Below are 11,900 nucleotides of genomic sequence, written 5' to 3'. Positions count from 1 at the left end.
GCCCACATGACCCCCCCCCCACGCGACGCTGCCCTGCCACGCGCCCTCTGGGCGCTGATGATGGGCAATTTCGTCATCGGCACCGGCGTCATGGTGGTGCCGGGCACGCTGAACGACATCAGCCAGTCGCTGGGTGTGTCCATTCCGCAGGCCGGCCAGCTCATCACGGCCGGCGCCATTTTGATGGGCCTGGGCGCGCCCACCTTTGCCACCCTGGTGGCCGGCTGGGACCGCCGACGCCTGCTCACGCTCTCGCTGGTCTGGTACGCACTGCTCATGGGCATCTGTGCGCTGGCGCCGAGCTACACCGCCTTGCTGCCGCTGCGGGTGCTCGCCGTCATTTCGCCCGCTATCTTCACACCGCAGGCTGCCGCCTGCGTGGGTTTGCTGGTGCCGGCCTCGCAACGCGGGCGGGCCATCACGTTTGTGTTTCTCGGCTGGTCGGTGGCGTCGGTCATGGGCATGCCACTGGCGGCCTGGATCGGTGGCACGCTGGGCTGGCGCTGGGCCTTTGGTCTGGTGGCGCTGATGTCGGCCGCCAGCGCCGCCTGGGTCTGGCGCGACATGCCCAACGGCATCCGGCCGGCGGCACTCTCGCGCCAGGCCTGGGGCCAGACACTGGGCTCACCCGCCTTGATGCTGGCGGTGGGTGTCACGCTGCTGTCTGCATTTGGCCAGTTCACCCTGTTTTCTTACTTTGCGCCGTACCTGGTGCAAACGCTGGGCATCGGCGGCGGCACCTTGTCGCTGCTGTTTTTGTGGTTTGGCGCGTTTGGTCTGGCGGGCAACGTGGCGCTGTCGCGCTGGATCGACCGCATCGGCGCCGCGCGCGGCGCCCTGCTGATGATGGGCGGCATGGCGCTGAGCCTGCTGCTGTGGCCCCTGGGCCGCGCCGGCCTGTGGCAGCAAGCCTTGGTGCTGGTTCCCTGGGCCATTGGCTGCTTTGCTGCCAACTCGGCCCAGCAAGCCCGGCTGGTGCACATGTCACCGGCGCTGGCACCGGCCACAGTGGCGCTCAACACCTCGGCCATGTACGCCGGCCAGGGCATGGGAGCTGCGCTCGGCGGCGTGATGATTGCGCAGGGCCAGATGCTGCGCCTGCATGAGGTGGGGCTGGTGGTGATGCTGGCGGCCATGGCGCTGAGCGTCTGGGCCGCTCAGGTTCAAAAGCGCTCGTAAGGCATCAGATAGCGCCACTCGCCCACTGGCAGGCCGGCCAGGCCGATGCGGCCCAGCCGCAGGCGCCGCACGGCCTTGATCTTCAGGCCGGCGCGTTCGCACAGGTGCTCCACCTGGCCCGGCAGGTTGCCCTTGATGGCCAGGCGCAGCCGCAGCTCGCTCTGCCAGCTGGCGCGCGCCGTGGGCACCGTCCAGCCGTCAAAAAACAGCGCTTTCGACAAAGACTTGAGCACGGCATCGCGCCGAGCATCGTCTTCCAGCGCCGGGTCTTCGGCCACCTCGACCAGCCACTCGTGCTCGATCTGGGCCGACGCGTCGGTGATCTTGCGCGCCACGCTCGGGTTCTGGGTGAACACCATCAAGCCGCTCATGGCGGTGGACAGCGCCGCTACCGGCAGCAGCTTGTGGCGGTGCGCCTTGAGCGGGCGCACGCCCGAGCGGTCGCCCTTGAAACGGTTGGTGTTGGTGAACCATTTGACGGCCAGCGCGTCCGGCAGGAACGGCTCGTCGGGCAGCACCCGGTTGTGCGGCTTGTGCCAGATCAGCGTGACCGACTCCAACGGCTCCAGCTTGGCCTTGGGGTCCAGCGCCACCGTTTGCTCGACGCGCACGCGCTCCATGGGCTCTTCCACCACCACGCCGTCCACCCGCACCCAGCCCCCGGCGATGTAGCTTTCTGCGTCACTGCGCGAGCAGAGCAACTGGGCCGCCAGGCGCTTGGACAGGCGCTGGGGTTCGGGCCGCTGGGCGTTGTTCATGCTCAGCTGCTGAACAAAAAGTTCAGCACATCACCGTCTTTGACCACGTAATCTTTGCCCTCGGCGCGCATCTTGCCGGCATCTTTCGCGCCCTGCTCGCCTTTGTAGGTGATGAAGTCGTCAAATGCGATGGTCTGGGCGCGGATGTAGCCTTTTTCAAAGTCGGTGTGGATCACGCCGGCCGCCTGCGGGCCGGTGTCGCCCACATGGATGGTCCAGGCGCGCACCTCTTTCACGCCGGCGGTGAAGTAGGTTTGTAAGCCCAACAGCTTGTAGGCGGCGCGGATCAGGCGGTTCAAACCCGGCTCGCTCTGACCGAGCTCTTCCAGGAACATCTGGCGGTCTTCGTCGCTCATCTCGCTCATTTCAGCTTCGAGCTTGGCGCAAATGGCCACTACCGGCGCGTTTTGCGCCTCGGCAAATGCCTTCAGGCGGTCCAGCAGCGGGTTGTTCTCAAACCCGTCTTCGGCCACGTTGGCCACGAACATCGCCGGCTTGGCCGTGATCAGGAAAAACTGCTTCAGCAGCGGCAGCTCTTCCTTGCTGAAGTCGATGGTGCGCACCGGCTTCACGTCGTTCAAAGCGGCTTGGCACTTTTCCAGAATCGCCACCAGCTTGATGGACTCCTTGTCGCCCGAGCGTGCCGTTTTCTGCACACGGTGCAAGGCTTTTTCCACCGCTGCCAGGTCGGCCAGGCACAGCTCGGTCTGAATGACTTCGATGTCGGCGATCGGGTCGATCTTGTTGGCCACGTGGATCACGTTGTCGTCTTCAAAGCAGCGCACCACGTTGACGATCGCGTCGGTCTCGCGGATGTGGGCCAGAAACTTGTTGCCCAGGCCCTCGCCGGTGCTAGCACCAGCTACCAGGCCCGCAATGTCCACAAACTCGACGATGGCCGGCACGATGCGCTCGGGCGAGATGATCTCGGCCAGCTGCTGCAGCCGTGGATCGGGCACTTCCACCACGCCGGTGTTGGGCTCGATGGTGCAAAAGGGGTAGTTTTCAGCTGCGATGCCGGCTTTGGTCAGCGCGTTGAAAAGGGTGGACTTACCGACGTTGGGCAGGCCAACAATGCCGCATTGGAGACTCATGGATTACCTCGAAAAACAACCGTAAAGTGTATGCGATGGGCCACCTTGCGGTACCCTTCGAGCAGGTTGGCACCCATTCAGACCGGCCAGGAGACCGTTGATGGAGACACAGGCCGCGATCAACTCGCCCCTTTATCTGTTCGAGAAGTTCGAGGTCGGCGTGATCCACCTTGACGCCGCGCGCAATGTGCTGGCGATGAACGATTTCGCCCGCAAGGTGCTGCCGGTGGGCGAGAAACAGCCATTCGACAAGCTGGTCACGTCGTTCCACCCCGAACGATCCAAACCCAAGGTCAACTTTCTGCTGGACCAGGCGTCCAGCGGCTGCCCCATGGTAAGCGCGGTGCCCATGACGATGATCATCAACATCCCCGAACAGGTGCTGCTGATCAAAGTGACCCGCCTGGGCGACTTTGAGGGCAAGACCACCGGTTTCATCCTGGTCTTTTACGACGTGACGCAGGTGGTGAGCCAGGAAACCCCGGTGGCCGAACTGCCAGCGCCCAACCTGCGGCTCAACCGCATTCCCATGGTGGCCAACCACAAGGTGGCGTTTGTGGACACCAAAGACGTGCTGTGCCTGGAGTCGCAGGCCCATTACACGCGGGTGCTGACGCACAGCGGCTTTCATTTTTGCAACCTGAGCATTGGCGACCTGCAAGCCCGCCTGGACCCAACGCAGTTCATGCGGGTGCACCGCTGTTTCATTGTCAACCTGCATGCGGTGGCCGAGCTCGGGCGCGAGGGAAGCAAGACGCAGGTGGTGCTCAAAGGCAAGCACCGCGAGCCCATTCCGGTCTCTCGGGCCGAGGTGGGCAAGCTGCGGGAAGCCCTGGGGCTGCTGGCGCGTCATTGATATTGATCAATTTTTTACCTAGGGACATACCCGAGTTGCAAAATGCGGCGCGCCTGATCTGAGCATTTCGTGCAGTCCAGGTTGCACTTCGTGCGAAAAAAGCTGCATTTGATGCCTTCAAACGCTTATTCCCCGCAGTTCGTGTCGGGTTTGGGGACTCCATACACTGGTTCTGTCTTGGACAAAAACCATTTGGAGACAACCATGATTCCACCGCGATTCGAATACCACGCCCCCAAATCGGTCAGCGAGGCCGTGGCCTTGCTGGGCGAGCTTGGGTCTGATGCCAAGCTGCTGGCCGGCGGCCACAGCTTGCTGCCGATGATGAAACTGCGCTTTGCCGAGCCCGCGCACCTGATCGACATCAACCGTATTCCCGAGCTGCGCGGCATCCGCGACGAAGGCACGAAGGTGGTGATTGGTGCCATGACGGTTGAAAACGACCTGATTGCCTCGCCCATCTTGCAGGCCAAGGTGCCACTGCTGTGCGAAGCGGCCCTGCTGATTGCCGACCCACAGGTGCGCAACCGCGGCACGATTGGCGGCGACATTGCCCACGGCGACCCCGGCAACGACCACCCGGCGCTGTCGATCGTGATCGATGCGTCTTTTGTGCTCGAAGGCCCGAACGGCCGGCGCACCGTGGCCGCCGATGGCTTTTTCCTCGGCACCTACATGACGCTGCTGGAAGAAAACGAGGTGATGTGCGAGATCCATGTACCCTCCTTTGCGCCCGGCACCGGCTACGCCTACGAAAAGCTCAAGCGCAAGACAGGCGACTGGGCCACCGCAGGCTGTGCGGTGGTGATGCGCAAAACCGGCGACACGATCAGCCATGTGCGCGTGGCACTGACCAACGTGGCGCCCACCGCTCTGCGCGTGCAAGCCGCCGAGGCCGCGCTGCTGGGCCAGCCGCTGAACGCTGCCACGCTGCAAGCCGCGGCCGACGCCGCCACCGCCGCCTGCGACCCGGCCGAAGACTTGCGCGGCGACATTGAATACAAAACCGCCATGGCTGGGCAAATGGTCAAGCGCGCGCTGTCCAAAGCCTGGTCCCGTTGTTCCTGAACCGCCGCCGGAGAAACACACATGTCGAAAAAACTCATTTCCGTCAACGTCAATGGCCGCACCGAAGAGAAGGCGGTGGAGCCGCGCACGCTGCTGATCCATTTCTTGCGTGAAGAACTCAACCTCACCGGCGCCCACATTGGCTGCGAAACCAGCCACTGCGGTGCTTGCACGGTGGACATTGACGGCCGCTCGGTCAAGGCCTGCACGCACCTGGCGGTGCAGTGCGACGGCTCGGACGTGCTGACCGTGGAAGGCCTGGCCAACAAGGGCGTGCTGCACGCCGTGCAAGAAGGTTTTTACAAAGAACACGGCTTGCAGTGCGGCTTTTGCACGCCCGGCATGCTGATGCGCGCCTACCGCTTCTTGCAGGAAAACCCCAACCCGAGCGAAGAAGAGATTCGCCACGGCATGGCCGGCAACCTGTGCCGCTGCACCGGCTACCAGAACATCGTCAAGGCGGTGCAATACGCAGCCAAAAAGCTGCAAGAACCCGTCGCTGCCTGAAGCCCAAAACACACTGGAGACACACATGAACGCACCGGTACAAAACGCCGAAGCCCGTGAACTGGCACTGGCTGGCATGGGCGCCTCGCGCCTGCGCAAGGAAGATGCCCGCTTCATTCAAGGCAAGGGCAACTACGTCGACGACATCAAGATGCCCGGCATGCTGCACATGGACATCGTGCGCAGCCCCATCGCCCACGGCCGCATTGTCAAGATCAACAAAGAAGCCGCGCTGGCCATGCCCGGTGTGCACGCTGTGCTCACCGCCGACGACCTGAAACCGCTGAAGCTGCACTGGATGCCCACCCTGGCGGGCGACGTGGCCGCTGTGTTGGCCGACGAAAAAGTGCACTTCCAGATGCAGGAAGTGGCCATTGTGATCGCCGACGACCGCTACATCGCGGCCGACGCGGCCGAAGCCGTGGAAGTGGAATACGAAGAGCTGCCCGTGGTGCTCGACCCCTACGCCGCGCTGCAGCCCGGAGCCCCCGTGATCCGCGAAGACCTGGCCGGCAAAACCAGCGGCGCCCACGGCCCGCGTGACCACCACAACCACATATTCACCTGGGACGCGGGTGACAAGGCCGCCGCAGACGCCGCGTTTGACAACGCCGCCGTGACGGTGAGCCAGCACATGCACTACCCACGCGTGCACCCCTGCCCGCTGGAAACCTGTGGCTGCGTGGCCAGCTTCGACCCGATCAAGGGCGACCTCACCACCTTCATTACCAGCCAGGCGCCACACGTGGTGCGCACCGTGGTGTCCATGCTCTCAGGCATCCCAGAATCCAAAGTGCGCATCGTCAGCCCCGACATTGGCGGCGGCTTTGGCAACAAGGTCGGCATCTACCCTGGCTATGTATGCGCCATCGTGGCCTCCATCGTGCTGGGCCGCCCGGTGAAGTGGGTTGAAGACCGCATCGAAAACATCTCGTCCACCGCCTTTGCCCGCGACTACCACATGGACGGCGAGCTGGCCGCCACGGCCGACGGCAAGATCACCGGGCTGCGCGTGAACGTGGTGGCCGACCACGGTGCGTTCGACGCCTGCGCCGACCCGACCAAGTTCCCGGCGGGCATGTTTCACATCGTCTCCGGCTCGTACGACATCCCTGCCGCCCACGCCAGTGTAAAAGGCGTCTACACCAACAAGGCCCCCGGTGGCGTGTCCTACCGCTGCAGTTTCCGCGTGACCGAAGCGGTGTACCTTGTCGAGCGCATGGTGGACGTGCTGGCACAGAAGCTGGGCATGGACAAGGCCGAAATTCGGGCCAAGAACTTCATCAAAAAGGAACAGTTCCCCTACCGCAGCGCCTTCGGGTTTGACTACGACTCGGGCGACTACCAGGCCGCGCTGGACAAGGTGCTGGACGCGGTGGACTACAAGGGCCTGCGCGCCGAGCAGGCCGCCAAACGCGCCGACCCGAACAGCCCCACACTGATGGGCATTGGTCTGGTCACCTTCACCGAAGTGGTGGGCGCGGGCCCGAGCAAAATCTGCGACATCCTGGGCGTGGGCATGTTCGACTCGTGCGAAATCCGCATCCACCCCACCGGCTCGGCCATCGCCCGCATGGGCACGATCACGCAAGGCCAGGGCCACCAGACCACCTACGCGCAGATCATCGCCACCGAGCTGGGCATCCCGAGCGAGGTGATCCAGGTCGAAGAAGGCGACACCAGCACCGCGCCCTATGGCCTGGGCACCTACGGCTCGCGCTCGACCCCGGTAGCCGGCGCTGCCATTGCGCTGGCCGCGCGAAAAATCCACGCCAAGGCCAAGAAGATCGCGGCCCACATGCTGGAAGTGAATGAAAACGACCTCGACTGGGAAGTGGACCGTTTCAAGGTCAAGGGCGACGACAGCAAGTTCAAAACCATGGCCGACGTGGCTTGGCAGGCCTACCACCAGCCACCCGAAGGCCTGGAGCCGGGGCTGGAAGCGGTGCATTACTACGACCCGCCGAACTTCACCTTCCCGTTTGGTATCTACCTCTGCGTGGTCGACATTGACCGCGCCACCGGCGAGACCAAGATACGCCGCTTCTATGCGCTGGACGACTGCGGCACCCGCATCAACCCGATGATCATCGAGGGCCAGATCCACGGCGGCCTGACCGAAGGCTTCGCGGTGGCCATGGGCCAGCAGATGCCGTTTGACGCACAGGGCAACCTGCTGGGCAACACGCTGATGGACTATTTCTTGCCCACCTTCGTGGAAACCCCGCATTGGGAAACCGACCACACCGTGACGCCTTCGCCGCACCACCCGCTGGGCGCCAAGGGTGTAGCGGAGTCGCCGCACGTGGGTTCCATCCCCACCTTTACGTCGGCCATGGTGGACGCCTTTGCACACCTGGGCATGACGCACATGGACATGCCGCACAACGCTTTCCGCGTCTGGAAACAGCTCAAGGCACACGGCGTGAATTTGTAACCCCCCGCCGCGCTGCGCGCGCCCCCCTGGGGGGGGGGGGCGGCACTGGCGGTCCGGCAATGCCGGCCCGGCGGTGCGCTGGGCTGATGCCGCTCAACGTGCGGCAATTCTCTGATCTCTGCTTCAAACAAGGTATCCCATGGAAGTCAAACTCGACAAACGCTATCCACTCGACGTGGACCCGGCCCGCGCCTGGGCCATCCTGCAAGATTTGAAAGCCGTGGCCGGCTGCATGCCTGGCGCCGAGCTCACCGAGCAGCTGTCTGACACCTCTTACAAAGGTGGCGTGAAGGTGAAGGTCGGGCCGGCTGTGGCTCAGTTCGGTGGCCAGGTAGACGTGCTGGAGAAAAGCGAAGCCGAGCGCAAGATGGTGCTGCGCGGCAAGGGTGCCGACAAGGGCGGCTCGTCTGCCTCGATGGACCTGAGCGCCACCATTGAAGCCGACCCCGCCAACCCGGCGCACAGCGTGCTGCACGGCGACGCGGCGGTCATCGTCAACGGCAAGTTCGCTCAGTTTGGCGGCCGCATGATGGTGCAGGTCTCGGACATGATCCTGGTGCAGTTCGTCGAGAACTTCCGCCAGGCCGCGCTGGCCCTGCCCGCGTCGGTGGCTACGGCGGCCGACGCAGCGGTGGCGTTGGACGGCAGCGCAGCAGCGGCCCCGGCTGCAGCCCCCGCCGCCCCCCGGCAAGCCCCCCCCGTGGCCAAAGAGATCAACGGCCTGGCCATCGTCTGGGCCCTGATCAAGGGCTGGTGGCTGGGTCTGTTTGGAAAGAAGGCTTGAGAAGCCCCCCGCGCCGCTTCGCGTGCTTTGCAGGCCGCAGCCACCAGCCCCACGCAGGGGCGGGGTTTGTGGCATGCGGGGCGGGTCGCGCTCTGAATGACGGGTACTTGACATGAACACCAGCACCGCCAACTTGGACAACGAACGCGCCCTGCGCGAGCAGCTGCAGCGCGTGGGCTACCTGGCCGACGCCGACCTCGCCACCACCACCTGGCTGGCCGGGCGGCTGCAGCGCCCGCTGCTGGTGGAGGGCGATGCCGGCGTGGGCAAAACCGCACTGGCCACCGCACTGGCCCAGGCACAGGGTGCCGAGCTGGTGCGGCTGCAGTGTTTTGAAGGGCTGGACCTGTCGCAGGCGGCTTACGAATGGAACTACGGCCGCCAGCTGATGGCGATCCGCCTGACCGAAGCGCGCAGCGCCAGCGCCAAAGAGTCCGACGTGTTTGCGCGCGACTACTTGCTGGAACGCCCGCTGCTCAAGGCCATCAGCCAGAGCGGCCCCTGCGTGTTGCTGATCGACGAAATTGACCGCGCCGACGAGGCCTTTGAAGCCTATTTGCTGGAAGTGCTGGCCGACTACCAGATCACCGTGCCCGAGCTGGGTACCCTGCGCGCCCAGCACATTCCGCAGGTCATTTTGACCAGCAACGGCACCCGCGAACTCTCGGACGCGCTGCGCCGGCGCTGCCTTTACCACTACCTGGACTACCCCACGCTGGCGCGCGAAATTGCCATCGTCAAGTCGGCCGTGCCCGAGGCCAACACGCATCTGGTGGAAGACTGCGTGCAGTTTGTGCAGCGCCTGCGCACCGAAGACTTGGCCAAAACCCCCGGTGTGGCCGAAACGCTGGACTGGGTGCGCGCCCTGCACCAGCTCAGCCAGCACACCCTGCCCGAAGACACGGCGGTGCTGCTGAGCACGCTGGGCTGCCTGCTGAAAACCCGCGAAGACCGTTTCATGCTGACCGGCGAGCGCGCCCGCCAGCTGGTGGAAGGCCGGCGCAGCGTGGGCGTGGCCGAAAAAACCGACGCCGTGATGGCCGCCACATGAACGCCCAGGCCAGCGCCCCCAGCCAAAGCCTGGCCGGCTTTGCCGCCATGCTGCGCGACCACGGCCTGAAAGTGGGCGTGAGCGAGCAACAGGCCATGCTGCAGGCTGCGCTGGCGCTGGGCCCGCTGCAAGGCCAGCGCCTGTGTGCCGCCTGGCGCGCCATGGCCTGCCACAGCGCCCGCGACTGGCGCCAGTGGCCCGAGCTGTTTGAACGCTACTGGTACCCGCAGCGGCTCAAGGGCCAGGTGCGGGTGAGCGGGCACATGCGCCCTTCACGCGACCTGCGCCAGGCCGTGCAAGAGCTGCACAAAAACCTGGAAGCGCCCACCGCCAGTGCGCCCGGCAAAGCCGCACCCCACACCGCGAGCGACCAGCCCGCAGCCCACCCAAACACCGAAGACGCCGGCAGCCCCCGCGCCATGGGCGGCGCCAGCCGGCACGAGGTGCAGGTAGAAGCCCTGCACCAGCGCGACGGCCAGATGTGGCTGCCGCAAGAGCCGGGCGCGCTGCAGCAACTGGCCAAACACATCACCGCACAACTGCGCCCGCGCCCTACGCGGCGCTGGCACACCGCCCAACCCGGGCGCCGGCTCGACCTGCGCCAGACCCTGCGCCGCAGCGTGGCCTGGGGTGGCGAACCACTGCGTCCGGCCTGGATGGTGCAGCGCCGGGAACCGCCACGCTTGTTCATCCTGGCCGACGTGAGCCGCTCCATGGAATCGCACGCACCGCTGTTTTTGCGCGTTGCCCGCGCCTTTGCGCTGGCCGCGCAGGCGCGGGTGTTTGTGTTTCACACCCGACTGCTGGAAGTCACGCCGCTGATGCAGCGCGATTCGGCGGCCATCCAGGAAAAGATCAACGCCGCCACCGCCGGCTTTGGTGCCGGCACCCGCATTGCCAGCAGCCTGCAAGACTTTGTGCGCGTGCACGCCAAGGCCCAGCTCAACCGGGGTGCCCGGGTGTGGATTTTTTCGGATGGCTTTGACACCGACGCACCCGACGCCCTGCCCGCTGCGCTACAGGCGGTGCGCGCTCGGGGCGCCCGCATCACCTGGTTTCACCCTACGCGGGCGGTGCCCGCCGCCGCCGCGCTGCAGCGCTCTCGCGCCTGCATCGACCGCTTTTACCCCCTCGCCAGCCTGAACGACCTGGCCGCCGCCAGCCGCTCGCTGAACTGACACCCAGGAGAACACCATGAACACCGAATGGATCGCCGCCGCCACCCGGCTGCAAGCCCAGCAACAGCCCTTTGCCTTGGTGTCGGTGCTGCGGGTGCAGCCACCCGCCTCGGCCAAGGCGGGCGACAAAGCCCTGGTCACCGCCGACGGCGCCATCCACGGCTGGATCGGCGGCGGCTGCGCCCAGCCCGCCGTCATCAAGACCGTGCGAGCCGCATTGGCCGACGGCCAACCACGCACCATCCGCATCACGCCCACCAACGAAACCGCAGAACGCACGCTGGGCGATGTGCTGGAATTCGGCATGGCCTGCCACTCGGGCGGCACGCTGGAGCTGTTCATTGACCCGGTGCTGCCCGCCGCCCACCTGACCGTGCTGGGCGACTCGCCCGTGGCCCGCGCGCTGAGCGTGCTGGCGCCGCGGGTGGGCTTCACGGTGGCGGTGGTGGCCGAAGGTGCCACCGCGCCAGACTTTCCCGACGCGCAAACCGTGCTGCACAGCGACGACCCGGCCAGCGTGTGCGCGGCCCTGCCCGCCGCCGGCTTTGCCGTGGTGGCGACCCAGGGTCGGCGCGACCTGCAAGGCCTGAAGGCCGCGCTGGCGCTGCAACCCAGCACACTGTGGTTTGTGGCCAGTGCGCGCAAGGCCGGCGTGCTGAAACAAAGCCTGCTGGCAAGCGGAGAAGACGCGGCCCGCGTAGCCGCCATCGTGGCCCCGGCCGGTGAGCCCATTGGCGCGCAAACGGCCGAAGAAATTGCGCTCACCGTGCTGGTGGCGGTGGTGGCGGCACGGCGTGCGCCGCTGGCAGCCACTGCTGCGATGACGACCACGGCGGCTGCCGTGTTGGCGCCCACACCAGAGCCTGCAGCGGCCAAGTCGTGTTGCGGTGGTGCGGCGAAAAAAGCAGCCACCGCAGTGGCTGTGGAGGCACCGGTTGAAACGGTCGCCACCGCAGCACCCAAAAAATCTTGTTGCGGAAGCTAAAAC

General features: G+C 65.5%; 11 protein-coding genes. 9 read left to right on the top strand and 2 right to left on the bottom strand.

What is annotated here, in order from left to right; translation table 11 throughout:
* The first annotated feature begins 6 nt into the window (after window positions 1-6).
* A complete protein-coding gene (locus tag ACTG4K_RS08135; protein ID WP_439113697.1) occupies window positions 7-1,179 on the top strand; it encodes an MFS transporter in 1,173 nt (390 codons plus the stop codon).
* Here ACTG4K_RS08135 and ACTG4K_RS08130 read toward each other — a convergent pair.
* Both ACTG4K_RS08130 and ychF read right to left on the bottom strand, forming a co-directional pair.
* Window positions 1,164-1,937 (bottom strand): RNA pseudouridine synthase, encoded by a 774-nt coding sequence (locus ACTG4K_RS08130; RefSeq protein ID WP_439113696.1) that lies wholly within the window; start codon window positions 1,935-1,937, stop codon window positions 1,164-1,166. The two genes, ACTG4K_RS08135 and ACTG4K_RS08130, sit on opposite strands and share 16 nt — an antisense overlap.
* A gap of 2 nt (window positions 1,938-1,939) precedes the next feature.
* Window positions 1,940-3,031 (bottom strand): redox-regulated ATPase YchF, encoded by a 1,092-nt coding sequence (gene ychF / locus ACTG4K_RS08125; protein ID WP_439113695.1) that lies wholly within the window; start codon window positions 3,029-3,031, stop codon window positions 1,940-1,942.
* A 100-nt stretch (window positions 3,032-3,131) separates the two neighbouring features.
* On the opposite strand from ychF, the gene ACTG4K_RS08120 reads away from it, so the two are divergent.
* The 8 genes from ACTG4K_RS08120 (at window position 3,132) to ACTG4K_RS08085 (ending at window position 11,897) form a co-directional block, all read left to right on the top strand.
* On the top strand, window positions 3,132-3,887 hold the full coding sequence (locus ACTG4K_RS08120) for a LytTR family transcriptional regulator DNA-binding domain-containing protein (protein ID WP_439113694.1): 756 nt from the start codon (window positions 3,132-3,134) through the stop codon (window positions 3,885-3,887).
* Window positions 3,888-4,091: 204 nt separating this feature from the next.
* Entirely contained in the window at window positions 4,092-4,955 is an 864-nt protein-coding gene (locus tag ACTG4K_RS08115; protein ID WP_439113693.1) for an FAD binding domain-containing protein, read from the top strand.
* Between the two features lie 21 nt (window positions 4,956-4,976).
* Window positions 4,977-5,462, top strand: coding sequence for a (2Fe-2S)-binding protein (locus ACTG4K_RS08110; protein ID WP_439113692.1), 486 nt, complete (start codon window positions 4,977-4,979; stop codon window positions 5,460-5,462).
* A 25-nt stretch (window positions 5,463-5,487) separates the two neighbouring features.
* Window positions 5,488-7,899, top strand: a complete 2,412-nt coding sequence (locus ACTG4K_RS08105; RefSeq protein WP_439113691.1) for an aerobic carbon-monoxide dehydrogenase large subunit — start codon at window positions 5,488-5,490, stop codon at window positions 7,897-7,899.
* 139 nt (window positions 7,900-8,038) lie between these two features.
* A complete protein-coding gene (locus tag ACTG4K_RS08100; RefSeq protein WP_439113690.1) occupies window positions 8,039-8,683 on the top strand; it encodes an SRPBCC family protein in 645 nt (214 codons plus the stop codon).
* Window positions 8,684-8,795: 112 nt separating this feature from the next.
* On the top strand, window positions 8,796-9,734 hold the full coding sequence (locus ACTG4K_RS08095) for an AAA family ATPase (protein WP_439113689.1): 939 nt from the start codon (window positions 8,796-8,798) through the stop codon (window positions 9,732-9,734).
* Window positions 9,731-10,912, top strand: coding sequence for a VWA domain-containing protein (locus ACTG4K_RS08090; RefSeq protein ID WP_439113688.1), 1,182 nt, complete (start codon window positions 9,731-9,733; stop codon window positions 10,910-10,912). Before ACTG4K_RS08095 ends, ACTG4K_RS08090 begins: the two co-directional genes overlap by 4 nt.
* Before the next feature lie 16 nt (window positions 10,913-10,928).
* A complete protein-coding gene (locus ACTG4K_RS08085; RefSeq protein WP_439113687.1) occupies window positions 10,929-11,897 on the top strand; it encodes an XdhC family protein in 969 nt (322 codons plus the stop codon).
* Window positions 11,898-11,900: the final 3 nt, after the last annotated feature.

The organism is Hydrogenophaga sp. (genome assembly GCF_965657535.1).
In the GTDB taxonomy this organism is placed as follows: domain Bacteria; phylum Pseudomonadota; class Gammaproteobacteria; order Burkholderiales; family Burkholderiaceae_C; genus Hydrogenophaga.
Note: the sequence above shows the minus strand (reverse complement) of the source record. Positions and strands in the feature narration are given on the sequence as shown.

What these genes read in the sequence shown, in the direction of transcription:
- ACTG4K_RS08135 (WP_439113697.1), top strand. Translation starts at nt 7, where the DNA reads ATGACCCCCCCCCCACGCGACGCTGCCCTGCCACGCGCCCTCTGGGCG.
- ACTG4K_RS08130 (WP_439113696.1), bottom strand. Translation starts at nt 1,937, where the DNA reads ATGAACAACGCCCAGCGGCCCGAACCCCAGCGCCTGTCCAAGCGCCTG.
- ychF (WP_439113695.1), bottom strand. Translation starts at nt 3,031, where the DNA reads ATGAGTCTCCAATGCGGCATTGTTGGCCTGCCCAACGTCGGTAAGTCC.
- ACTG4K_RS08120 (WP_439113694.1), top strand. Translation starts at nt 3,132, where the DNA reads ATGGAGACACAGGCCGCGATCAACTCGCCCCTTTATCTGTTCGAGAAG.
- ACTG4K_RS08115 (WP_439113693.1), top strand. Translation starts at nt 4,092, where the DNA reads ATGATTCCACCGCGATTCGAATACCACGCCCCCAAATCGGTCAGCGAG.
- ACTG4K_RS08110 (WP_439113692.1), top strand. Translation starts at nt 4,977, where the DNA reads ATGTCGAAAAAACTCATTTCCGTCAACGTCAATGGCCGCACCGAAGAG.
- ACTG4K_RS08105 (WP_439113691.1), top strand. Translation starts at nt 5,488, where the DNA reads ATGAACGCACCGGTACAAAACGCCGAAGCCCGTGAACTGGCACTGGCT.
- ACTG4K_RS08100 (WP_439113690.1), top strand. Translation starts at nt 8,039, where the DNA reads ATGGAAGTCAAACTCGACAAACGCTATCCACTCGACGTGGACCCGGCC.
- ACTG4K_RS08095 (WP_439113689.1), top strand. Translation starts at nt 8,796, where the DNA reads ATGAACACCAGCACCGCCAACTTGGACAACGAACGCGCCCTGCGCGAG.
- ACTG4K_RS08090 (WP_439113688.1), top strand. Translation starts at nt 9,731, where the DNA reads ATGAACGCCCAGGCCAGCGCCCCCAGCCAAAGCCTGGCCGGCTTTGCC.
- ACTG4K_RS08085 (WP_439113687.1), top strand. Translation starts at nt 10,929, where the DNA reads ATGAACACCGAATGGATCGCCGCCGCCACCCGGCTGCAAGCCCAGCAA.